Genomic DNA, 22,714 nt, shown 5'->3' with positions numbered 1-22,714 from the left:
CAGCCGCGACTGGGCCGCCAAGGGCGTGCGCCTGGCCGGCGTCGAGGCGATCGCCGCCGAAGGTTTCGAGCGCATCCACCGCACCAACCTGATCGGCATGGGCGTGCTGCCGCTGGAGTTCCAGCCCGGCACCACCCGCAAGACGCTCGGCCTGGACGGCACCGAAGCCTACGACGTCACCGGCGACCGCACCCCGGGCGCGACGCTCACGCTGGTGGTGAACCGCCGCGACGGCAGCCGCGTCGAAGTCCCCGTCACCTGCCGCCTCGACACCGCCGAAGAAGTTTCCATCTACGAAGCCGGCGGCGTGCTGCAGCGTTTTGCCCAGGATTTCCTCGAATCCTCCAAGGCTGCTTGAGGTCGAAAATCGGCGCTGGGACTTGTAAATGCCCAAGTTGGGCAATATCCTGCCCGATATGGGCACAAAGAAGTCTCCCCGAATCAGCGAAGCGGCCGCGCTGTACGCACGCGCCAACCTGTCGGACGCGCTTTTTACGCAGACCCAACAGCGCGTCCTGGGCTACCTGTTCGGACAACCCGGGCGCCGATCCACGGTCAGCGAGCTGATCAACGCCACCGGTGCCGGCAGCGGCGCGGTGCAACGCGAAGTTGCGCGCCTGGCCGGCAGTGGCCTGCTCCGGGTTGAAAGGTCGGGGAACCAGAAGCTCTACAGCGCCAACCCCGGCAGTCCGATCCACGAGGAACTCGTCGCCATCGTCCGCAAGACATTCGGCCTGGCCGAGCCGCTCAAGGAAGCGCTTGCGCCTCTGGGCAGCCAGCTGGACCTTGCCTTCATCTACGGGTCGGTTGCACGCGGCGAAGACACCTCGGCCAGCGATGTCGATCTGCTGCTGATCTCGGAAACGCTGGGCTACGCCGACGTCATGGCGGCCTTGCATCCCGCCATTGAACGCCTGGGTCGCCAGGTCAATCCAACGATCTATACCCGCGACGAACTCGCGCGGCGAATTCGCGACGGCAATGCCTTCGTCACGAAGCTGCTGGCGCAGCCGAAGCTGTGGCTGATTGGAAGCGAGCATGACCTCGGCGCTTGAAAACCTTGCCGGACCGACCAAACCCCTGGTGGCGGAGCCGCCGGACGAGGCTGAAGTCCTGGGACTGGTGCGATCGGGCAAGGCCAGGCTGGCGGACGCAGGCAATGCCGCGCTTTCACTCGAAAGCCGCTTCGACCTCGCCTACAACGCCGCCCACGCGCTCTGCCTGGCAGCACTCAGACGGCAGGGCTATCGCGCCCGCCATCGCTACATTGTTTTCCAGGTTCTGCCGCACACCCTGGACCTGGGCCCCGAAGTCTGGCGGGTGCTGGACCAGGCGCACAGCAAACGAAACCTGTCGGAATACGAAGGCCACGTGGACGTCCAGGAGCGATTGGTGATCGACACCATCGGAGCCTGCCAGCGCGTGGCAGATGCCCTTGATGCTTTGACGTAAACGGTGAACCCATGACCCACGCACCCCAACTGAAAATTCCGGCGACCTACCTGCGCGGCGGCACCTCCAAAGGCGTGTTCTTCCGCCTGGAAGACCTGCCCGACGCCGCCCGCGTGCCCGGCCCGGCGCGCGATGCCCTGCTGATGCGCGTCATCGGCTCGCCCGACCCCTACGGCAAGCACACCGACGGTATGGGCGGCGCCACCAGCAGCACCAGCAAGTGCGTGATCATCAGCAAGGCCAGCCAGCCGGGCCACGACGTCGATTACCTCTACGGCCAGGTGTCGATCGACACCGCCTTCGTGGACTGGTCCGGCAACTGCGGCAACCTCAGCACCGCGGTGGGGCCATTCGCCATCGCCAATGGCTTCATCGACAAGGCGCGCCTGCCCGAAAACGGGGTGTTTCCGGTGAAGGTCTGGCAGGCCAACATCGGCAAGACCATCATCTGCCACGTGCCCATCACCAACGGCGAGGTGCAGGAAACCGGCGACTTCGAGCTCGACGGCGTCACCTTCCCGGCGGCCGAGATCGTGCTCGAGTTCATGGACCCGGCCGACGAAGGCGAAGACGGCGGCGCGCTGTTCCCGACCGGCAATCGGGTGGACACGCTGGACGTGCCCGGCGTCGGCAGTTTCGAAGCGACGATGATCAACTCCGGCATCCCGACCATCTTCGTGCGCGCCAAGGACATCGGTTACACCGGCACCGAGCTGCAGGACGCCATCAACGGCGACCCGGCCGCGCTGGCGCGGTTCGAAACCATCCGCGCCCACGGCGCCGTTCGCATGGGGCTGATCAAGGACGTTGCTGAAGCCCCGAAGCGCCAGCACACGCCCAAGATCGCCTTCATCGCACCGGCCACCGATTACGTTGCCAGCAGCGGCAAGCACATCGCTGCCGGCGATATCGACCTGTGCGTGCGCGCGCTGTCCATGGGCAAGCTGCACCACGCCATGATGGGCACCTGCGCGGTCGCTATCGGCACCGCCGCGGCCATCCCGGGCACCCTGGTCAACGAGGCCGCCGGCAGTGGCGACCGCCAGGCCGTGCGCTTCGGCCACCCCAGCGGCACGCTGCGCGTGGGCGCCGAAGCCACGCAGGTGGACGGCCAGTGGCAGGTGCGCAAGGCCATCATGAGCCGCAGCGCGCGCGTGCTGATGGAAGGTGCGGTGCGGGTGCCGGCCGACAGCGTCGGTTAACATGGCCGGCATCGGAAACAGGAGCCACGCCATGTCCTTCAACGGAAAAACCATCGCCGTCACCGGCGCCTTCGGCAGCCTGGGCACCGCGGTCGTGAAAGCGCTGCTCGAGCAGGGCGCCGCCGTCGCAGCGATCGACCTGGCCGACGCGCCGCGCGAGCCCAAGGCCCTGGGCACCGCGCATCTGCACGGCGGCGTCGACCTGGCGGACGCGAAGGCCACGCAAGCGGCCTTTGACGCTATCGCCAGCCAGCACGGCGGCCTGCATGGCCTGGTCAACATTGCCGGTGGCTTTGCCTGGGAGAAGGTGCAGGACGGTTCAACGGACACCTGGGACCGCATGTACCAGATGAACGTGCGCACGGCCGTGGCCGCCAGCCAGGCGGCGCTGGCGCACCTGCCCGACGGCGGACGCATCATCAACATCGGTGCCAACGGCGCCGTGAAGGCCGGCGCCGGCATGGGCGCCTACGCGGCCTCCAAGTCGGGCGTGATGCGTTTCACCGAAGCCCTGGCCGAAGAACTCAAGGGCCGCGGCATCACCGTCAACGCGCTGTTGCCCAGCATCATCGACACGCCGGCCAACCGCGCCGACATGCCCGACGCCGATTTCAGCGCCTGGGTGCAGCCGGCGCAATTGGCCGACGCCATCGTCTTCCTGCTGTCGGACAAGGCCAGCGCCATCACCGGCGCACTGGTGCCGGTGGTCGGGCGGGTCTGAGCCCGCCCGTCGCCCCGCGCGAATTCAGTAGGCCAGGAAGAACCAGCGGGCGTCCCCGGCCGGCCCCTGCTGCACGCTGACGCGTGTGCTGGCCGCGTGCTTCTTGCCCGACGGCGCCGCGTGCAGGCGCGTGATGTCGTTGCGCATCAGGTTCCAGCCCTTTTCGAAGTACAGGTTGTATTCGGTGACCTGCTCGTAGTTGTCTTCACCCTCGCCGGTGTAGGTCGGCATTCGGCACTGGGTCTCAACCGACGCGGGTTCGCCGACGTACACGTACTGGAACCAGGTGCCGTCGGCGGCGTCCTTCTGGCCGTAGCTCGACTGCCAGGCCATCACCTCGGCGGAGCTGGCCAGGTGCAGGCTGCCGAGCTCGCGGTCCGCCGCCTTGCCTTTGCCGACGAACAGCGACGTCGGCCAGAAGGCGGCGTCCGGCGCCGAAACCGGCGAGGTGTCCGTGCCGTCGCAGGGCGGGTAGGTCTGGCCAAGCGTCTGGCCCACGCCGGCCGGCTCCGGCCAGTCGAACACCAGCTGCCCGTCGGCCTTCACCTGGCCCACGGCGACCGGGCCGCCCTGGTCATGGGTATAGATCGTGGCTTCGCCGTGGCTCCAGTTCTCGAGCCGGTCGCCGGCCGACACCGAAGCGGGCAGGGCGAGGGCAAGGGCAAGGGCAAGCAGGGTGGTACGCATGGCGGCACTCCTTCGGGATGATGGCCGCTAGCCGGCCGATCCTTCCCTTACGCAAGGCCGTGCCGCGACCCGCCATTCATGGGCCCGGCACGACTCCGGCCGGCCAGCAAGGCTCTTCGCCGCTGCTCGCCAGCGGATAGTGGCAGGCTGCCAGATGGGCGGTGCCATCGGTCGTGATGCGCACCCAGGCGGCCTGCCGGAATTGCCGCGAAAGCTGGTCGAGAATGCCGTCGTCGCCGCCCAGCACCAGGAAACCCGGCTCGTTCCAGGTGCCGTCCTCGCTGCCACCATCCGACGTCACGCGCACCAGGCCGAGGTCGTCGATCGCCGCGCGCAGGGCCTCGTTCGCCGCTGCGTTTTCCGCGGGCGGCTTTTCCTGGCCGAAGGGATTTTCGCCGGTGACCAGGCCGCCGTGGCGGGCGCCGTGCCGCGCCATCAGGGCGGCCATGGCCGGGTTGGGCTGGCCGATCCGCAGGCTTATCACCTCGCCGTCGCCGTGAACGCGATATACCGCGTCGGCGAAACTTTGCATCATCGTGGCGGGGGGCGGATAACGCGGCGCGTCCATGCTGGCGAGTTTACCCCTGTCGCTGGCCGGCAGACTTTGCCTATGCTGTTGATCTCCCTTGCGAAGGCGACCCGATGGCTTCCCCCGACCCGCTGCGCGCCGCCCTGCTCAGGACAACGCTGCGGCTGTTGGTGAAGCCGGTACTGAACCCGCGGTTTTCGCCGGCGTTCCAGCGCCGCTGGATGGGCATGCTGTCGGGCATCGGGCGACTGCCGCGCGGGCTGCAGGACAAGGCCGGCATGCTGGGTGGCGTCGCAACCGTCACCTGGCACGACCCGCGCGCCGCGGCCGTTCGCGATGGCGCCGTGCTGTTCCTGCACGGCGGCGGTTACACCACCGGCTCGCCGCGCACGCACCGCTGCCTGGCGGCCTGGCTGGCGCACGGCAGCGGCGTGCCGGTACACGTTCTCGACTACCGGCTGGCGCCCGAACACCCGTTCCCCGCCGCGCTCGACGACGCCCTGGCCGCCTACGATGAACTCGCCACGCGCGGGCCGGTGGTGCTGGCCGGCGATTCCGCTGGCGGCGGCCTGGCCTTGGCGCTGGCGCTGAAAATCCGCGATACCGGCCGTCCGGCGCCGACGGCGCTTGCGCTGATCGCACCGCTGGTGGACCTGCGCCCGGAGAGGCCGCTGCAGCCGGTGTCCGGCGAGGCGCTGCTCAGCCCGGCCTGGACGCATGCAAACGCACGCAACTACGCCGGCGACGACACATCCAATCCGCTGGTCTCGCCGCTGCTGGCCGACCTGCGCGGCCTGCCGCCGATCCTGGTGCAGTTCGGCAGCGACGACCTGCTGGCCCCGCAGGCCGAAGCCCTGCTGGAAGCGCTGGCCTCCGCCGGCGTCGATGCCTGCCGCGATTTCACGCCCGGCCGGTGGCACGTGTTCCAGCTGCACGCCGGCCAGCTGCCGTCGGCGGATGCGGCCGTGGCGCGGCTGGCGCAGTTCATCACTTCCCGGCTCGACGCCCTGCCGGCGAAAGAGGCGCCGCGCCGCCACCACACCCTCATCCTGGGCGCCGGCATGTCGGGCCTGTGCGCCGCGATCAACCTGCAGAAGGAAGGCCTGCACGACTTCGTGATGCTCGAACAGAGCAACGGCATCGGCGGCACCTGGTGGGACAACCGCTACCCGGGCGCCCAGGTGGACGTGCCGGCGCCGGCGTACGCGTTTTCCTTCGCGGCCAACCCGGCCTGGCGCCAGCGTTTCGCCGATGCGCCCGAAATCCAGGCCTACCAGCAGGCGCTGGCGGAAAAACACGGCCTGTCCGCACGGCTGCGCCTGGGCACGCGCCTTGCTGAAGCACGATTCGACGAAGCCAGCGGGATGTGGCACTTCCGCACCGAGCGCGGTGAGCGCTTTGAATCCCGGTTCTTCATCTGCAGCACCGGCCCGCTGAGCCAGCCGCGCTGGCCGGACATCCCGGGACTGGATGATTTCCCGGGCGAACGCCTGCACAGCGCGCGCTGGGACCACGGCGTGCCGCTGCAGGGCAAACGCGTCGGCGTCATCGGCACCGGCTCGACCGCCGTGCAGCTGATTCCGCCGGTGGCGGCGAAGGCGGCGCGCATGTTCGTGTTCCAGCGCACTGCGAACTGGGTGTTGCCGCGGCTCGAGCGGCGCTATCGCTGGTTCGACCGCTGGCTGGCGCGGGTGCCGCCGCTGGCGGCCGGCGTGCGGCGGTTCTGGGTGGCCTTCCTTGAACTGGGCCGGCGCGGCTTCGAGGAAGGCAGCCTGATGCGCCGGCTGATGCTGTGGCAGGCGCGCCGGCACCTGCAGGGCCAGGTCGCCGACCCGGTCCTGCGCGCTGCACTCGTGCCGGACTACCCGCTGGGGTGCAAGCGCATCATTTACGCCAACGACTACTACCCGACCTTCGCACAGGGCAAGGCCGAGCTCGTGACGGCGGGCATCGAAAGCATCACCGCCACGGGCATCCGCTGCACCGACGGCAGCGAACGCCAACTCGACGTGCTGGTCTGCGCCACCGGCTTCGAAACCGTGCACCTGCTGCAGTCGGTGCGCATCACCGGGCGCGGCGGCCAGACCCTGGAACATGCCTGGCGCGACGGCCCCGAGGCCTGGCACGGCATCAGCGTGGCTGGTTTCCCGAACCTGTTCCTGCTGCTGGGCCCGAACACCGCCACCGGCCACACCTCGACCCTGCTCTACATCGAGCCGGCCGTGCGCCACGCCATTGCCTGCATGCGCGCGGTCGAAGCCGGCGGCCACCGCGCCATCGAGGTGCGCGAAGAGGTGATGCGCAGCCACAACGCCGAGATCCAGCAGCGCCTGTCGGGTTCGGTCTGGGCCCAGTGCCGCAGCTGGTACCGCATGGACAACGGCAAGGTGGTGGCCATCTTCCCGGGCTACACGGCCGAATATGCCGATGCGGTAAGCAGACCCGGCATGGCGGCCTACCTCCTCGAATGATTGTGGAACCGATGCTGGCAACCGGAATAATTCTCGGATCAAAAATCGGCGCAATCGCGTAGTTTCCCCGGCCTCACAAGAAGGGAAACACGCAGCATGAAAAATTCGATCCTCGCCATTGCGCTCCTGGCCGCCTCCGCATCGGCCGGCGCGGCCGAACTGGACTACTCCTACGTGCAGGTCGAATACATCCATCTGGCCGAGGCCTACGACGTCGAGCTCGACGGCGCCGGCGTGCGCGGCTCGGTGGAACTGGGCGATCAGTGGTACCTGACCGGCGAATACGCCAACACCCAGGCCTCCGAGTTCGGCATCGACCTGGACGTGGACACGTTCGCCATCGGCGTCGGCCACTACAGCCCGATCAGCGACACCGCCCACTTCATTGGTGAAGTCTCGGCGCTCAGCGGCGAAGCCGAGATCCTGGGCTACAGCGATTCCGATTACGGCTACCGTGCCGGCTTCGGCGTGCGCTGGCTGATGGGCGCGAACGTCGAAGGCAGCGCCACCGGCAACTACACCAGCTACCGCGAAATCGGCAGCGGTTTCCACGCCAACCTCGGCCTGCACTGGAAGTTCAGCAAGAACTTCGGCCTGGTCGCCGAGTACCAGCACGGCGAAATCGTCGAAGGCCTGGGCGAATCCCGCTACAGCGTCGGCCTGCGCGCCCGCTTCTGATCCTGCTGCACCGGGGTCCCGCCAGCGGCGGGGCCCCTGCGGGGTGAGAAAATCCGGACTTGCACGAAACGCCGGTATCGCGCATAAGAGCCGGTCACCCGCGAATCCCCCGTCCGGAATGATCCACATCGAAGGCATCACCCGCACCTACTCGGTGGAGGGTCAGCACATACCGGCCCTGGCGGGCGTGGACCTGCACATCGGCCGCGGCGAGCACGTGGCCATCACCGGCGCCTCGGGCTCGGGCAAATCCACCCTGCTCAATATCCTGGGCTGCCTGGACCAGCCCAGCGCCGGCCGCTACCGGCTTGAAGACGCCGACGTCTCGGCGCTCGACGACGACGCCCTGAGCGAGCTGCGCAACCGCCGCATCGGCTTCGTATTCCAGTCCTTCCACCTGCTGCCGCGCCTGACGGTGCTCGAAAACGTGCTGCTGCCGCTGCGTTATTGCCTGGAACCGGTGCCCGGCGTCGAAGAACACGCCCGCCACCTGCTCGACCGCGTCGGCCTGGCCGACCGCATGGCGCACCGCCCGCAGCAGCTTTCCGGCGGCCAGCAGCAGCGCGCCGCCGTGGCCCGCGCCCTGCTGCTCAAGCCCGCCCTGCTGCTGGCCGACGAGCCCACCGGCAACCTCGATTCCAAGTCGGCCGCCGACGTGCTGGGCCTGTTCGACGAACTGCACCGAGGCGGCCAGACCTTGGTGCTGGTGACCCACGACCCCGACGTGGCCGAACGCGCGCCGCGCCACGTGCGCCTGCGCGACGGCAAGGTGGACCATGATTCGGGGCGCTGAGCTGCTGCTGGCCCTGGCCCTGGCGGCCGGCCCGGCGCTGGCCCAGGACGCCGCGGCACCGGACAGCCCGCCGCGCACGGTGGTCATCACCGGCCAGGTGCGGGCCCCGGACGCGGAAATCATCTACGCGCCCATGTCCGAATCGAGCCCGGTGACCCTGCGCTACCTGGCGCCGGAGGGCTCCGAAGTAAAACCCGGCGACCCGCTGGTGCGCATCGATCCCGGCTCGGCGCTTTCGCAGCAGGAATCGCTGAAGGCGCAGATCGCCCAGGCCCAGGCGCGCATCGACAAGGAGCTGGCCGACCTGGCCGTGCGCGAAGTGGACGCCGAGCTGGCCCTGGTAGACGCCGAAGCCGCCCTGGCCAAGGCCGAGGTCGATGCGGCCATCCCGGCCGACTACATCGCCCGCATCGACGCCGACCGCTACCAGGGCGAACGCGAACGCGCCCGCCGCGAACTGGCCTTGAAGAAGGAAGAACTCGACGCCGCCCGCGCCGCCGTCGCCCGCCGCCGCAGCGACGGCGACCTGGAGATCTCCAAGCTCCAGACCGACCTCGACTACGCCAGCGCGGTGATCTCGATGGCCGAGCAGCGCGCCGAAGGCAAGGGCGTGGTCACCTTCTACTTCAATGCCTGGACCGGCCAGCGCTACGAAGAAGGCAGCTCCACCAATGCCGGCCAGGCCATCGGTGAAGTGGTGCGCCCTGGCGCGCTGGGCGTACGCGCCTATGCCCTGGAACCCGACCGCCGCGGCCTGCAGGTCGGCCAGCCGGTGCAGCTGCAGTTCGACGCCGTGCGCGGCAAGTCGCTGTCCGGGCACATCCTCAGCATCGGCGGCACGCCCCAGGCCAAGGCCGAATGGGGCGGCGGGCGCTATTTCGTCATTGATATCTCGCTGCCGGAAGAACACACGCTGCCGCTGCGCCCGGGCATGAGCGTGCGCGTCTCGGCCGTGCCCGGCCAGGCGTCGGTGGCCGCGGAGGCCGCACCATGAAGCGCGCTGCTTGCCTGCTGCTGTTGCTGCTGTCGCCGTTGGCCGCGGCCGAAACCCTGCAGCTCGACGGCGAAATCGCCGCGCTCGACAGCGCCAGCGTCGCGCCGCCCACGGTGCGCAACGTCTGGAACTTCCAGATCACCCAGCTCGCCACCGACGGCAGCATGCTCAAGGCCGGCCAGCCGGTGGTCACCTTCGATGGCAACGAACTGCAGCGTCGTCTGGTGGAAGCGCAGGGCCAGCTAAAGCAAAAACAGAGCGAACAGGCCAAGCTGCTGCTCGACCTGGCCGAGCGCGAACGCACCGACCGCCTGGCCACCGCCGAACAGGACGCCAACCTGCAAAAAGCCGAGCGCAAGGCCGAACAGCCCGCCGACCTGATCCGGTCGGTTGACTACCGCAAGCTGGTGATCGAACGCGAACAGGCCGCGCGCCGGCAGGCGCTGATGCAGCGCAAGGAAGTGCTGGCCCGGCGCCTGCGCGAGGCCGAACGCGCGCTGGTGGCCTCGGACGTCGCCCGCGCCCAGTCCGACGTCGATGAACTCACCCGCGCCCTGGCCTCGCTGTCGGTGCCGGCGCCGCGCGACGGCGTGGTGGTGGTGAAGTCCAACTGGCGCGGCGAGCGCTACGAAATCGGCAGCCAGGTGTTCATGGGCCAGTCGGTGGCGGAAATGCCCGACCCCGGCACCCTGGTCGTGCGCGCCACCGTCGCCGAACGCGACATGCTGCGCCTGGCCGAAGGCCTGCCGGCGCGCATCCGCCTGCAGGGCGGCGCCGGCCAGCGGCTGCAGGGCACGGTGGCGGAAATGGGCCGCGCGGTGCGCAGCAAGTCGCGGCTGTCGCCGGTGCCGGTGCTCGACGTGCTGGTGCACCTGCAGGGCGACACCACCGACCTCAAGGCCGGCATGCCGGTGGTGGTTGAGGTGGATGTGCCGGACCTGGGTAGCGAGGTGGCGCCATGAAGCGCGTGTTGTTTGCCACCGCGGCAGCGCTGATGCTCGCCGCCTGCGGCGACACGGCACCCGGCGGCCAGGCCACCGAAACCGTGGCCGCGGCTCCGGTCGAATTCTGGGTGCGCGCCGAAGGCGAGCTCAAGGCCGCCAAGGCCACGCCGCTGCGCGTGCCCGGCACCAACTGGGCGCGCCGGCAGCTGGTCTGGGTGCTGCCCGACGGCAGCCCGGTGAAAGAAGGCGACGTGGTCGCGCGCTTCGAGGCGCCGCAGTCCAAGCTGCAGCTCGACAAGGCCCTGATCGACCTGCAGCGCAACGCCCTGGCGCGCGCGGGCAAGGAATCCGAACTCGAGGTCGGCCTGGGCCGCGTGGATGTCGAACTGGCCCAGGCCGAATCGGCCCTGGCCATCGCGCGCCGCTACGCCCGCGCCGACTTCGAAGCCATCGCCCGCAACACCATCCTCGACGCGGTGCAGGACGAACAGTTCCTGGGCGAAAAAACCGGCGTGCTGCGCTGGCGCCAGGACCAGTCCAGCCAGCGCGGCGAGGCCGAGCTCAACGTGCTGGGCGTGCAGCGCGGCAGCCTGCAGGCCGACGTCGACACCAAACGCGAAGACCTTTCGGCGCTGGAGCTGCGCGCCGCCCACGACGGTATTTTCATGCTGGTGCAGGGCTGGAGCGGGGAACCACCGCGCGTGGGCGAGCAGCTCTGGGCCAGCGGCGAATTCGCCACCCTGCCGGACGTGGAAACCCTGGAAGTGGAACTGCGCCTGCCGCAGCAGGAAGCGCAGGGCCTGGCGCTGGGGCAGAAAGTCGAGCTGGCGCCGCTGGGCCACCCGGCCCAGCAAACCGTTGGCGAGATCACCTGGATCGCCAGCGCGCCGCGTGCGGTCAGCCGGCAAAACCCGGCCAAGTTCGTGTCGGCCAAGGCCAGCGTGCCGGCCGACGCCGCCCGCCAGTACGCCTGGGTGCCCGGCCAGGCCTTCACCGGCCGCATCATCCTGCTCGTCGCCGACGAGGCGATCACCGTGCCCAATGTGGCGCTGTCGGGCAACGGCGGGCAGGCCGAAGTAAACGTACTCGAAGACGGCGAGCCGACGCCGCGCCCGGTGGTGGTCGGCGTGCGCGGGCCCTCGCGCACGCAGGTGGTCGAAGGCCTGGCCGTGGGCGACCGCGTGCTGCTGGCCACGGCCGATGCCTTGCCCGGCCCGGAAGCCGGCGAGGCCGAAGACACCGACACCGACGCTGAAAAGACCGGGGCCACGCCATGATCCGCTGGCACCATCTCAACGACCGCCTGGCCTGGCGCGAAGCGTTCGAAGAACTCAGCCGTCGCAAGCTGCGCACCGGCCTGACCCTGCTGGGCCTGGTGTTCGGCGTCGGCTCCATCGTCGCCATGCAGGCGGTGGGCGAGGGCAGCCGCCGCGAGGCGCTGCGCCTGGTCGAAGGCCTGGGTCTGACCAACCTGGTGGTGGAAGCCAAGACCTTCGACGAAACCACCCTGCGCGAACAGCGTGCGCGCAGCCTGGGCCTGACCCGCGCCGATGCCCAGGCCGCGCTCGACGTGGTGCCCGGCGCCGTCGCCATGGCCACCGAAAAGCGCCTGCGCACCGATTCGGTGGCCAGCGACCACGCGAGCTCCGACGCCCAGGCCAGCGCGATTTCGCCCAGCTTCTTCGAGCTCGGCTCGCTGCGCATCGGCGAAGGCCGCGCGCTCACGGACGAAGACGATGGCGCGCTGGCCGCCGTCGCCGTGCTTGGCCACCAGGCCGCACGCAGCCTGTTCCCGCAGGGCGGCGCCGTCGGCCAGTACGTGAAGGTCAACCACGCCTGGCTGGAAGTGGTGGGTGTGCTGGCCGACCGCGACCTCAGCGCCGACCGTTTCCAGGGCGTGCCGCTGGGCCTGGAAAGCAACCGCGTCTTTGTTCCCATGGCCAGCGGCCTGGCGCGTTTCCGCCTGCAGCCGATGGAAGACGAGGTTGACCGCCTGCTGGTGCGCGTGGACGCGCCCGAGCGCATCGACCAGGGCGCCCAGGTGCTGGCCGCGCTGCTCGAACAGCGCCACGCCGGCGCCGACGACTACACCCTGGTCATCCCGGCCCAGCTGTTCGCCCAGCACCAGCAAACCCAGCGCATCTTCCGCGTGGTGATGAGCGCCATCGCCGGCGTCAGCCTGCTGGTGGGCGGCATCGGCATCATGAACATCATGCTGGCGAACGTGCTTGAACGCCGGCGCGAAGTCGGCCTGCTGCGGGCCCTGGGCGCGCGCAAGGCCGACGTGGTGGCGCAGTTCCTGCGCGAAGCGGCGGTGATCTGCGTCGCCGGCGCGCTGCTGGGCGTGGCCTTCGGCATTGCGCTGGCCTACGGCATCGCGGCGCTGGCCGGCTGGGGCGTGGCCTGGGCGCCGGTGCCGATCGTGGTCGCCGTGCTGCTGTGCACCGGCGTCGGCCTGGCGTTCGGCGTTTACCCGGCCAAGCAGGCCGCGGAGCTGGATCCGATCGCGTCGCTGCGCACCGAATAAACCGGTGCGGCGAAAACCTCAGGGTTCGGCGTAGCGGCGCAGCAGGTTCGAATAGGTCTTGTTGATCAGGTCCAGCGCGCGCTGCGTATCTTCCTTGCCGACCAACTGTTCGCGCGCCTCAGACAGGTCGTACAGCAGTTCGCGAACGCCCGGGTCGCGCACCAGGCTCTGCACCCAGCCGACCACCGCCAGGCGTTCGCCCGATTCAACCGGGCGCACGCGGTGCAGCTGCCCGGTGGCGTAGCAGATGGCCGAACGCGCGGGCAGCTTGAAGGCGGTTTCACCGCTGCCCGATTCGAAGGCGAGCTCGCCGCCTTCGTAGCTGTCGGGCTCGTTGAGGAACAGGGTGAACGAGACGTCGCTGCGCACGTGGTTGGGTTCGGCCATGATCGGCGCGTCCACGTGCATGCCGTAGGCCATGCCCGGCTGGTAGCGGCTGACCAGCATCGCCGCCAGCCGCCGCGGCTGGGCCGCGCCCATGAAGGCGTCGTTGCGGCCCAGGGCCTGCATCACCAGCCCGGCGATCTTTTTCATCACCGGGTGGTCCCAGGGGATCTGCTGGTTGTTCTTGGCTTTCTGCAGCAGCTCGCCGGCCGTGCTCTTGCCTTCCGTGAAACCGGCTCCGGCGACCAGCTGTTTGACCAGCGTCAGTTCTTCGGGGGTGATCAGTTCGGGCAGGGTCAGGATCATGGCCGTAGTGTAGTCCCCGGCACCTTGAAATCAATGCGCCACCGGACTAGAACCGCTGGTGTCTGAACCCCTTGGCAGTCAATTGCCCGCCCCGACGCCCCTGGCCACTGTCCCGTCCGCCGCGCTGGTGATCGCCCACCGGGGTGCCAGCGCCTGGCTGCCGGAACACACGCTGGCGGCCTACGCCCGCGCCATCGCCGACGGTGCCGACGCCATCGAGCCGGACCTGGTGATGACGCGCGACGGCGTGCTGGTGGCACGCCACGAGAATGAAATCTCCGCCACCACCGACGTCGCCAGCCGGCCCGAATTTTCCGGCCACAGGACGCGCAAGCAGGTGGACGGGCAATGGTTCGATGGCTGGTTCACCGAGGACTTCAGCCTGGCCGAGTTGAAGACCCTGCGCGCGCGCGAACGCCTGCCGCAGCTTCGCCCGACCGGCAACGACGGCCGCTTCGAAGTGCCCACTTTCGATGAAATCGTGGCGCTGGCCGCTGCCGAATCCGAACGCCGCGGGCGCCTGGTCGGCATCGTCCCGGAGACCAAGCACCCCAGCTATTTCGCCGGGCTTGGCCTGGCGATGGAACAGCCGCTGCTCGACGCCCTGGTCGCGCACAAGTACACCCGGCGCGCGCCGGTGCTGGTGCAGTCTTTCGAAACCGCCAACCTGCGGGCGCTGCGCGGGCAGGTGCCGCGAGGGGGCAATATCCGCCTGCTGCAGCTGGTCGGTGCGCCGGACGAAGCGCCCTGGGACACCGTGTCCGGCGGCGCACCGGTGCCTTACGCCCGCATGGTTTTGCCCGAAGGCCTGCGCGACGTTGCGGCGTACGCCGACGTTCTTGGCCCGCCCTATCCGATGCTGCAGCTGCAGCCGGAAGGCGGGGCTTACCGCAGCGCGCTGGTGGATCAGGCGCATGCCGCGGGCCTGGAGGTGGTCGCCTACACCTTCCGGCCGGAAAACGTTTTCATCGAAGCACGCTTTGGCGACGGCGGCGAGCCCACGGCGCGCAACGAGGCTGCGTCGCTGCGCGAAATCCGCGCGTATCTTTCAGCCGGGCTGGACGGTCTTTTCACCGACGACCCGGCGCTGGGGCGGCTGGCGGTTGACGGACGCCCGGCAGGCTGAGCGCCGCGTTCGCCTTCAGGCAATAACCTCGTCCACGGGCCGCCGCATCGAGCGCGGCATCGCCGGCCCGCGCCCGACCCGCACCACCAGGTCGGGGCGGCGCCCGCCGATGCCCAGCCAGGCGGCGAACTGCGGGCGCAGTGCCGCCACTTCGACCGGCTGGTTGATGAAGGCGGTGGCCAGCCCCAGCGCCGTCGCCTGCAGGGCAAACCGTTCATAGCTGCGCCCGACCTCGATCCAGTGCTGCCAATCGTCGGCTTCGGAGAAGAACACCGCGACGGCGGACGATTGCCGGATCTGCCTGCTGTCCTTGGTGTTCTGGCTTTTCGCGGAAAGCGTCAGGCGCATGGCCAGCGAGCCCAGCCAGCGCGGCACGCTGGGATTGCCCATCACCGGCCCGTACAGACCATCGCCGGTGCGTCGCGCTTCCGCGGCGCTGAAGCGCACCCAGTCCTTCAGTTCTTTCCGCCAGGCGGGGTCGCCCAGCTGGGCCTGGTTTCCCTGCGCGACGTATTCGGTCACGGCCTCCAGCTTCTGGCTTCCGGTCAGCCACAGCAGCGAAACCCCGGTGCCCTGCGCCGCGGCTTCCAGCAGGCGCTGCTGTTCGCCCGATATGGCGGAGCCGTCGTAATCGCTGCGGCAGCACTGGCGATGGGGAATGGCCTCGAAAAGCGGCGATTGCGACGGAGCCGCTTTCTCGAAGTGGATGTGTGCCCCCGGTTCCCCGGGGCTGCAGGAGTAGTGCCCCTGGAGTCCCGCGGCCGCCGACGCGTGCAGCAAGTTTTCCGCCGCGCAGCCGAGGCTGGCGAACAGATGGTGGTCGTCCGGATCCACCACCGGCAGGCGCCGCGAAAAATCGGGAAGGATGTCCATGCCGTTCGCCAGCAGCCGGAACGTCCAGGGCTGGGTGTTGTGGCTGGAGGCGGCCAGCGTGGCCTGGCGGACCAGGTCCGGGTAGGACTTGTTCATGCGAACCTCGAAAGTGCGTCGGCAACACGCGCCATGTCACCGGTGGCGACGTGCAGGTGCGGGGCAATACGCAAACGGCCGTGGCGGCAGGTGCAGGTGATATTGGAGTCGCGCAGCGCGGCGTCCGCCGCGGCAAGGATCGCGGTGGGCGGCGTCAGCGCCATCAGGTGCGGCGCATGGTCGCGCGTGGCCCAGGCCGACAGGCCAGCGGCATCGAGCGCGTCGTGCAGGGCGCTTGTCCGCTCGCCAAGGGCAGTGGCGATCTTCCCCGGATCCCACGCAAGCACCTGTTCCAGCCCGGCAATCGCAACGGCCAGCCGCACCGGGTCGTCCAGGCCGCCGGCATCGAAGCGGCGTGCACCGTCGGCAAAAGGCGCGGCCGTTTCGATGGCGAAGCGCCAATCCGGCCCGCCGTCGTGGGCGATCCAATGGTGTTCGATCGGCCGGCCGTCTTCACGCCAGCGCGGCGAAGCCCACAGGCAGGCCAGGCCGCGTGCGCCCAGCAGCCACTTGTAGCCCACGGACACGATGAAGTCGGGCTGCCAGCGTTCGATATCCGGCGCCACGATGCCCAGGCTCTGGCTGAGGTCGAGCACGAGCGCGACCTCGCGTTCCTGGAGCGCGGCACTGATGCGGTCAAGGTCGAGCATGGCGCCGTCGTCCCAGCGCACCTGGGGCAGGGTGGCGATGCGAAGGTTTGGTTCTTCGGCGATCGCGGCGAGCACGGCGTCGGTCCAGTCCTGCCCGGATTCGCGCGAAACGCCGCGCAGCCGTGCGCCGGTTTCGGCGCAGCGCTGCTGCCAGCACAGCAGGTTCGAGGGGAACTGGCCTTCAAGCACCAGCACGGTATCGCCGGCAGCCAGCGGCAGGCTGTTGGCGGCGGTGGCCAGGCCGAAGGCCGCCGAGGGCACCAGCGCAACGGCATGCGCTTCGCCGGCGAAAAGTTGCGACAGCAGCGCGCGCAATTTCTCTCGCTGCTCCGGTGGCGTCGGCGACACTCGCTGCCAGGGCCGCGCCACGGCTTCGAAGGCGGCCAGGCCCGCCGTATGTGCGGAGCGAAGGCGCGGCCCCTGCGCGGCGCAGTCCAGGTACAGCGCATCACCCTGCATCACGAACGCGCTGGCAGCGGTCGCCAGCGGCACGGTGGCCGGATGCGGCAGCGGCGTTGCGGGCGTTGTGGCCTGGGGCATGGCGCCACTTTACGACAGCGCGCTGCGGCAGTCCTGCGCCCGCCGGATGGCGTGAATCATGCATCGTTCACACGGTGGCGCTATTCTTGATGCCAATGCGAGTTATTTCGTCCCAGACCGCAGGAAACCGGGAACCCCCACCCGCGAAACAGGCGCTGGCCACGCGCTACCGGGACGTCCGCGCCTGCAGCCTGGCCCTGGCCGCGCCGCTGTCGGCCGAAGACGCGATGCTGCAGTCCATGCCCGACGCCAGCCCGGCGAAGTGGCACCTGGCCCACACCACCTGGTTCTTCGAGAAGTTCGTGCTGGGCGCGGATGAGGGCTACGACCCGGTCGAATCGCGCTGGGACCTGCTGTTCAACAGCTACTACAACAGCGTCGGCCCCTTCCACGTGCGCGCGCAGCGTGGCCTGCTGTCGCGGCCGACGCTGGCCGAAGTGCTGGACTACCGCCGCGAAGTCGACGCCCGCCTGCTGGAGAAACTGCAGGCCGGCGGCATCGATGACACCACGCTGCGGGTGCTCGAGCTGGGCACGCATCACGAACAGCAGCACCAGGAACTGCTGCTTACCGACATCAAACATGCCTTCTGGTGTAATCCGCTGGGCCCGGCCTACCGCAAGGACCTGGCTGCCAGGCCCGGCGAACCGCGCCTGGTGCACTGGAACGGCGTGGAAGAACAGGAGTTGGGCATGGGCGCCGCACCCTGGCCCGATGCCGATCGCTTCGCCTACGACAACGAATCGCCGCGCCACCGCGTGCTGCTGTCGGCGCATGCGCTGGCCAGCCGCCCGGTTTCCAACGCCGAATTCCTGGAGTTCGTTGCCGAAGGCGGTTACGAAGACCCCAGCCTGTGGCTGAGCGACGGCTGGGACCGTGTGCAGGCGGAAAAATGGCAGCGCCCGCAGTACTGGCATGAAGACGGCGCCCGCGAATTTACCGTGGCCGGCTGGCGCGAACGCGACCCGAACGCGCCGGTCTGCCACATCAGCCTGTACGAAGCCGACGCCTTCGCGCGCTGGGCCGGTGCCCGCCTGCCCACCGAAGCCGAATGGGAACACGCGGCGCGCGGGCAAAAGCCCGACGGCAACCTGCTCGATGCCGACGCCCTGCATCCGCAGCCTTGCACCGGCGACGGCCCCGGCCCGCACCAGCTGTTCGGCGATGTCTGGGAGTGGACGAGTTCGGCTTACAGCCCCTATCCGGGCTTCAAGCCCCTGCCTGGCTCGCTGGGCGAATACAACGGCAAGTTCATGAGTGGCCAGAACATCCTGCGCGGCGGCAGCTGCGCCACGCCGGCCAGCCATATACGCGCCACCTACCGAAACTTCTTCCCGCCCCACGCCCGCTGGCAGTTTTCCGGGCTGCGACTGGCCAAGGACCTGCCATGGACACCGTAAGCGCCGATCCCGTTGAACTGACCGACCTGCACCCCAGCCGCGACGACCTGCTGGGCGACGTGCTGGCCGGCCTGTCGGGCACGCCCAAGCGCCTGCCGTCGAAATATTTCTACGACCGGCGCGGCTCCGAGCTGTTCGAGGAAATCACCCGCCAGCCCGAGTACTACCTGACGCGCGTCGAGCTGGCATTGCTCGAGGCCGAGTGCACCAATATCGCCGGCGTCGTCGGCCCGCGCGCGCATGTCGTCGAATACGGCAGCGGCAGCGGCCCAAGACCCGCCTGCTGCTGGACGCGCTGGAAGACCCGGTGGCCTACACGCCGGTGGAGATCTCGCGCAGCGCGCTGGTGGGCAGCGTCGAGCACCTGGACCGCGAGTTCGTCCCGGTGCAGATGCTGCCGGTGCTGGGCGACTTCACCCAGCCCGTGCCCCTGCCCGAACCCGAGCGCGAAGCCCGCCGGGTGCTGGTGTTCTTCCCCGGCTCGACCCTGGGCAACCTGACCAACGCCGAGTCGGTGCGCCTGCTGACGGCCATGCGCGAAACCATGGGCCCCAGGGGCGCCGCCCTGATCGGCATAGATCTGCAGAAGCCGGCGCAACTGATCGAAGCCGCCTACAACGACGCCGCCGGCGTCACCGCCGCCTTTACCCTGAACCTGCTGGTTCGCCTGAATCGCGAGCTGGGCGCCAACTTCGACCTCGACGCCTTCCGCCACCGCGCGGTTTACGTGCCCGAAACCGGCCGCATCGAAACCTTCATCGACAGCCAGCGTGCGCAAACCGTCACGGTGCAGGGCAAGGTGTTCGAGTTCGCCGCCGGCGAGGCCATGCAGGTCGAATACAGCCACAAGTACACCGACGAAGGCTTCTCCGCGCTGGCCGCCCGCGCCGGCCTCGCCGTGGTGCAGGGCTGGAACGATCCGAAGGACTGGTTCGGGCTGCGCTTGCTGCAGCCGGCCTGAGCTACCCCATCGACAGGAGGCCGCCATGGCCAGCAAGGAGCCAACGCCGCCCGCGCGCTACGACGACCTGCGCGCCCTGTTCCTCAACTGCACGCTCAAGCCCACGGGCCAGGTTTCGCACACCGAGCGCCTGATCCACGTCGCCGCCGGCGTGATGCGCGCCAACCAGGTGGACGTCGAGGTGCTGCGCCCCGTCGACCTGGTGCTGGCGCCCGGCGTGCAGCCCGACATGACCGAACACGGCGCCGACCGGGACGACTGGCCGTCGCTGTCGAAGAAGGTGATGGCCGCCGACATCCTGGTGCTGTGCACGCCCATCTGGCTGGGTGATCCCAGCTCCGTGTGCCGGCGGGTGGTCGAACGCCTGTACGCGGAATCCGGAAAGCTCAATCAACAGGGCCAGTACGCGTATTACGGCCGCGTCGGCGGCTGCCTGGTGACCGGCAACGAGGACGGCATCAAACACTGCGCGATGAACCTGCTCTATTCGCTGCAGCACCTGGGCTACGTGATCCCGCCGCAGGCCGATTCGGGCTGGATCGGCGAAGCCGGGCCCGGCGATTCCTACGGCGACAACGGCGCCGGCTACGACAACGATTTCACCCAGCGCAACACCACCTTCATGGCCTGGAACCTGATGCACCTGGCGCGGCTGCTGAAGGACGCCGGCGGCGTCCCCGCCCACGGCAATCAGCGCAGCGCCTGGGACGCGGGCTGCCGGTTCGACCATCCCAATCCCGAATATCGCTAGTAACCTGTCTCAGGTGCGGTCGCGCGACCGCGGGAATCCCTGTGGATGCGTCTCAGCACACGAGACCCGGCTGTGGTCTGCTGGGCAAGGTCAGGGTGGTTTTTGGTGCGGTTGTCACTTGACAACTCTCTTGCCAGCCTTTAATTTCAACCACGCCCGCAAATCCAATGCACCGGAGCAAACACCCCAAGCCGGAAATAGAGGCCGCCATACAGTACGCCGAGCAGCATGGCTGGACGGTCAACGTGGGTGGTGCGCATTCCTGGGGACGGATTCTCTGTCCTTACAACGACGAATCGTGTCGTTGCGGAGAATTCTGTAGCGCCAGCGTCTGGAGCACCCCGAAGAATCCGGGAAATCATGGCAAGCAAATTCGGCGGGTGGTGGACAACTGCGTTCGCGAGAAGAACAAACGAGACACATAGATCCGACGGAATATCGCCGATGCGAGAGTACGAATTCACCCTGAGATTCCGATTGCCCGATGCGGAGTCCGATCCGGAGAAATTCATCGGCGCCCTGGCTGATTCCGGATGCGATGACGCAATGGTGGGAGTTGGGCAGAAGGGTCGGATCGCCCTGGATTTCACCCGTGAGTCCGCCAGTGCCATGGACGCCATCCTTTCGGCTGTTCGTGGCGTTAAAGAGGCGATTCCGGGGGCCGAACTGATCGAGGCTTCACCTGACTTCGTCGGGCTGACCGATGTCGCGGAAGTGCTGGGATGCACGCGCCAAAACATCCGCAAGTTGATGACGAGCAACCGGGAGACCTTTCCTCTGGCCGTGCATGAAGGCTCGCAGGCCATTTGGCATCTGCGCCCGATCCTCGTCTGGTTCACGGACAACCAGCGCCGTGCGATTGATCGTTCGCTGTTGGAAATCTCCGAAGTGACCATGAAGGTCAACGTCGCCAAGCAGGCGCGCCGCCTCCCGGCAGACAGGCTCCCCGAGGAGCTGGAGGCATTGTTGGCGTAAGCCGAACTGCCCCGATCCTGGTCTGCGCTTAGTCCAGCGCCTCGGTGCCCATCGCCGGGCAGTTCGCCAGGTCGCTGCGGTCCGGGCTGTCGTCCACCTGCTTTCCGGCGTCGCGCAGGGCGGTGCGCAGCCCTTCCTCGAGCACGGGGTGGTAGATCGGCATGCGCAGCAGGTCGAACACCGTGAGCTTCTGGTCGACCGCCAGCGCCAGCAAGTGGCCGAGGTGGTCGCCCGAGGGCGTGCACAGCTCAGCGCCCAGGAGGCAGCCGGTGTCGTGGGCGGCGTAGACCCGCAGCAGGCCTTCGTTCTTCTGCGCGGCACGGGCGCGGCCCTGGCGGCTGAAGTCCACTTCGCCGACCACGGTGTCGTCGGGCAGATCGGAGCGGCGCTGGCCCACGTGCGCCGACACCGGGTCGGAGAACACCACGCCAAGCGGCGTGCGCCGCTGGTAGCAGATGGGCTCGTCGGCCATCGCATTGCGGCCGGCGATGAAACCTTCGTCCGCGGCCTCGTGCAGGATCGGCGCATGCGTGTTCACGTCGCCGGCGATGAACACCGGCGTGTCGCCGATGCGCAGCAGGCCGGGCTCGAAGGGCGGCAGGCCCTTTTCGTTGAGCTCCACCCCCAAGGTTTCCAGGCCGACGTCGTCGAGGTTGGGGCGGCGGCCGATGGCGGCCAGCACGGCGTCCACCTCGACGCGGGTCTTGCCGGCGCGCACGCGCACGCCGTCGCCGGCGGCTTCGAGCTCGACTTCGTGGCCGGTGTGGATGGCGAACTCCTGGTCGAGCAGCGCGCGCAGCGTGGCGTTCACCTTTTCATCGTGCAGGCCGGCCAGGCGGTCGCTGCTGCTGAAGGCGCTGACCTGAATGCCCAGCCGCGCCATGGCCTGCGCCATTTCCACGCCGATGGCGCCCAGGCCGATGACAGCGATGCGGCGGGGCAGGTCGGCGCGTTCGAACAGCGAATCGGTGGTGAACACGCGATCGCCCAGCGCGGCCCAGGGCCCCGGCAGCACCGGCCGCGAGCCGGTGGCCAGGATGATGCGGCGCGCGGAAAACTCCCGGTCGCCCACGGCCACCCGGTCGGGCCCCAGCAGGCGGCCGCGGCCGGCAAGATTGCGCTCGCCCAGGTCTTCGGTGGCCTTGAGCACCCCGGACACGTAGTAATCGCGCAGCTTGCGCACCCGCGCCAGCACCGCCGGGATGTCCACGGCCAGCTGGTCGGCGCCGCTGACGCCGAATTCGCCCAGCCTCTTGCGGGCGGCGAAGGCATTCGCCGCCTCGATGAATACCTTCGAGGGCATGCAGCCGACCCGCGCGCAGGTGGTGCCGTAGGGCCCGTCGTTGACCAGCAGGAAGCTGTCGGTGCGCTTGCGCACTTCGCGCAGGGCGGCCAGGCCGGCGGTGCCGGCGCCCAGGATGATGGTGTCGTAATCGGTGGCCATTGGCGGCTCCGGGAAAGGCATGGCCCCATCCTCGCGCACGCCGGCCACCGGGCGCAAAGGCAAAACACCGCCGAATCAGCGAAAATGGCCGGCATCCTCTCCGGCAGCCCCGCAAAACCATGGCCACCCAGCAAATCAGCCTCACCCGCCCCGACGACTGGCACCTGCACCTGCGCGACGGCGACATGCTGGCGCGCGTGCTGCCCGACA

The 22,714-nt window shown here is 68.9% G+C and carries 22 protein-coding genes and 2 pseudogenes; 18 read left to right on the top strand and 6 right to left on the bottom strand.

Annotated elements, in window-relative coordinates; translation table 11 throughout:
* From AACZ35_RS03775 to AACZ35_RS03755, 5 genes and pseudogenes are all read left to right on the top strand, one after another.
* Positions 1 to 358 (top strand): annotated as a pseudogene (locus AACZ35_RS03775) (Fe/S-dependent 2-methylisocitrate dehydratase AcnD); the annotation flags it as partial.
* Positions 359 to 386: 28 nt separating this feature from the next.
* On the top strand, positions 387 to 1,055 hold the full coding sequence (locus tag AACZ35_RS03770; RefSeq protein WP_339826279.1) for a nucleotidyltransferase domain-containing protein: 669 nt from the start codon (positions 387 to 389) through the stop codon (positions 1,053 to 1,055).
* On the top strand, positions 1,039 to 1,452 hold the full coding sequence (locus tag AACZ35_RS03765; protein WP_339826277.1) for a hypothetical protein: 414 nt from the start codon (positions 1,039 to 1,041) through the stop codon (positions 1,450 to 1,452). Before AACZ35_RS03770 ends, AACZ35_RS03765 begins: the two co-directional genes overlap by 17 nt.
* Positions 1,453 to 1,463: 11 nt before the next feature.
* Positions 1,464 to 2,654, top strand: a complete 1,191-nt coding sequence (gene prpF / locus AACZ35_RS03760) for a 2-methylaconitate cis-trans isomerase PrpF (protein ID WP_339826275.1) — start codon at positions 1,464 to 1,466, stop codon at positions 2,652 to 2,654.
* A gap of 31 nt (positions 2,655 to 2,685) precedes the next feature.
* On the top strand, positions 2,686 to 3,375 hold the full coding sequence (locus AACZ35_RS03755; RefSeq protein WP_339826273.1) for an SDR family NAD(P)-dependent oxidoreductase: 690 nt from the start codon (positions 2,686 to 2,688) through the stop codon (positions 3,373 to 3,375).
* A 24-nt stretch (positions 3,376 to 3,399) separates the two neighbouring features.
* Here AACZ35_RS03755 and AACZ35_RS03750 read toward each other — a convergent pair whose 3' ends face one another.
* Positions 3,400 to 4,062 carry a hypothetical protein gene (locus tag AACZ35_RS03750; protein WP_339826270.1) on the bottom strand — a complete coding sequence of 221 codons (663 nt, stop codon included), beginning with the start codon at positions 4,060 to 4,062 and terminating at the stop codon, positions 3,400 to 3,402.
* Between the two features lie 76 nt (positions 4,063 to 4,138).
* Positions 4,139 to 4,630: a DUF3293 domain-containing protein gene (locus AACZ35_RS03745; protein ID WP_339826268.1), complete on the bottom strand. Its 492-nt coding sequence runs from the start codon at positions 4,628 to 4,630 to the stop codon at positions 4,139 to 4,141.
* Between the two features lie 74 nt (positions 4,631 to 4,704).
* On the opposite strand from AACZ35_RS03745, the gene AACZ35_RS03740 reads away from it, so the two are divergent.
* From AACZ35_RS03740 to AACZ35_RS03710, 7 genes are all read left to right on the top strand, one after another.
* A complete protein-coding gene (locus AACZ35_RS03740) occupies positions 4,705 to 7,062 on the top strand; it encodes an alpha/beta hydrolase fold domain-containing protein (protein WP_339826265.1) in 2,358 nt (785 codons plus the stop codon).
* A gap of 96 nt (positions 7,063 to 7,158) precedes the next feature.
* Positions 7,159 to 7,740: an outer membrane beta-barrel protein gene (locus AACZ35_RS03735; RefSeq protein ID WP_339826262.1), complete on the top strand. Its 582-nt coding sequence runs from the start codon at positions 7,159 to 7,161 to the stop codon at positions 7,738 to 7,740.
* Positions 7,741 to 7,858: 118 nt separating this feature from the next.
* Entirely contained in the window at positions 7,859 to 8,533 is a 675-nt protein-coding gene (locus tag AACZ35_RS03730) for an ABC transporter ATP-binding protein (protein WP_188665673.1), read from the top strand.
* On the top strand, positions 8,517 to 9,527 hold the full coding sequence (locus AACZ35_RS03725) for an HlyD family efflux transporter periplasmic adaptor subunit (RefSeq protein WP_339826255.1): 1,011 nt from the start codon (positions 8,517 to 8,519) through the stop codon (positions 9,525 to 9,527). The genes AACZ35_RS03730 and AACZ35_RS03725 overlap by 17 nt, the downstream gene beginning before the upstream one ends.
* Positions 9,524 to 10,489, top strand: coding sequence for an HlyD family efflux transporter periplasmic adaptor subunit (locus AACZ35_RS03720; protein WP_339826253.1), 966 nt, complete (start codon positions 9,524 to 9,526; stop codon positions 10,487 to 10,489). The genes AACZ35_RS03725 and AACZ35_RS03720 overlap by 4 nt, the downstream gene beginning before the upstream one ends.
* Positions 10,486 to 11,748: a hypothetical protein gene (locus AACZ35_RS03715; protein ID WP_339826250.1), complete on the top strand. Its 1,263-nt coding sequence runs from the start codon at positions 10,486 to 10,488 to the stop codon at positions 11,746 to 11,748. Before AACZ35_RS03720 ends, AACZ35_RS03715 begins: the two co-directional genes overlap by 4 nt.
* Positions 11,745 to 12,998 carry an ABC transporter permease gene (locus AACZ35_RS03710; protein WP_339826248.1) on the top strand — a complete coding sequence of 418 codons (1,254 nt, stop codon included), beginning with the start codon at positions 11,745 to 11,747 and terminating at the stop codon, positions 12,996 to 12,998. The genes AACZ35_RS03715 and AACZ35_RS03710 overlap by 4 nt, the downstream gene beginning before the upstream one ends.
* Before the next feature lie 18 nt (positions 12,999 to 13,016).
* On the opposite strand, the gene AACZ35_RS03705 is transcribed toward AACZ35_RS03710, so the two are convergent.
* Positions 13,017 to 13,688, bottom strand: coding sequence for a Fe2+-dependent dioxygenase (locus tag AACZ35_RS03705; RefSeq protein ID WP_339826246.1), 672 nt, complete (start codon positions 13,686 to 13,688; stop codon positions 13,017 to 13,019).
* Between the two features lie 58 nt (positions 13,689 to 13,746).
* On the opposite strand from AACZ35_RS03705, the gene AACZ35_RS03700 reads away from it, so the two are divergent.
* Entirely contained in the window at positions 13,747 to 14,814 is a 1,068-nt protein-coding gene (locus AACZ35_RS03700; RefSeq protein WP_339826244.1) for a glycerophosphodiester phosphodiesterase family protein, read from the top strand.
* Between the two features lie 15 nt (positions 14,815 to 14,829).
* Here the strand turns inward: AACZ35_RS03700 and AACZ35_RS03695 are convergent, their stop codons facing one another.
* Positions 14,830 to 15,783: a hypothetical protein gene (locus AACZ35_RS03695; protein ID WP_339826242.1), complete on the bottom strand. Its 954-nt coding sequence runs from the start codon at positions 15,781 to 15,783 to the stop codon at positions 14,830 to 14,832.
* Complete coding sequence (locus tag AACZ35_RS03690) at positions 15,780 to 16,973, bottom strand: aminotransferase class V-fold PLP-dependent enzyme (RefSeq protein WP_339826240.1); 1,194 nt, start codon at positions 16,971 to 16,973, stop codon at positions 15,780 to 15,782. Before AACZ35_RS03690 ends, AACZ35_RS03695 begins: the two co-directional genes overlap by 4 nt.
* A 95-nt stretch (positions 16,974 to 17,068) precedes the next feature.
* On the opposite strand from AACZ35_RS03690, the gene egtB reads away from it, so the two are divergent.
* The 5 genes and pseudogenes from egtB to AACZ35_RS03665 all read left to right on the top strand — a co-directional run bounded on the left by egtB (position 17,069) and on the right by AACZ35_RS03665 (position 21,060).
* The gene (gene egtB / locus AACZ35_RS03685) at positions 17,069 to 18,373 is read left to right on the top strand and encodes an ergothioneine biosynthesis protein EgtB (protein ID WP_339826237.1); all 1,305 of its coding nucleotides are present in this window, start codon (positions 17,069 to 17,071) and stop codon (positions 18,371 to 18,373) included.
* Positions 18,361 to 19,334 (top strand): annotated as a pseudogene (gene egtD, locus AACZ35_RS03680) (L-histidine N(alpha)-methyltransferase). Before egtB ends, egtD begins: the two are co-directional and overlap by 13 nt.
* A 25-nt stretch (positions 19,335 to 19,359) precedes the next feature.
* A complete protein-coding gene (locus AACZ35_RS03675; protein WP_339826235.1) occupies positions 19,360 to 20,085 on the top strand; it encodes an NAD(P)H-dependent oxidoreductase in 726 nt (241 codons plus the stop codon).
* A 167-nt stretch (positions 20,086 to 20,252) separates the two neighbouring features.
* The gene (locus AACZ35_RS03670; RefSeq protein ID WP_339826233.1) at positions 20,253 to 20,510 is read left to right on the top strand and encodes a hypothetical protein; all 258 of its coding nucleotides are present in this window, start codon (positions 20,253 to 20,255) and stop codon (positions 20,508 to 20,510) included.
* 19 nt (positions 20,511 to 20,529) lie between these two features.
* Entirely contained in the window at positions 20,530 to 21,060 is a 531-nt protein-coding gene (locus AACZ35_RS03665) for a DNA-binding protein (RefSeq protein WP_339826230.1), read from the top strand.
* Positions 21,061 to 21,088: 28 nt separating this feature from the next.
* Here the strand turns inward: AACZ35_RS03665 and AACZ35_RS03660 are convergent, their stop codons facing one another.
* Positions 21,089 to 22,504 carry a dihydrolipoyl dehydrogenase gene (locus AACZ35_RS03660; protein ID WP_339826228.1) on the bottom strand — a complete coding sequence of 472 codons (1,416 nt, stop codon included), beginning with the start codon at positions 22,502 to 22,504 and terminating at the stop codon, positions 21,089 to 21,091.
* Positions 22,505 to 22,714 lie beyond the last annotated feature (210 nt).

The sequence above is a fragment of the uncultured Arenimonas sp. genome, from assembly GCF_963976025.1.
Classification (GTDB): Bacteria; Pseudomonadota; Gammaproteobacteria; order Xanthomonadales; family Xanthomonadaceae; genus Arenimonas.
The sequence above is the reverse complement of the archived record's forward strand: the minus strand, read 5'-3'. Positions and strand labels throughout refer to the sequence as shown.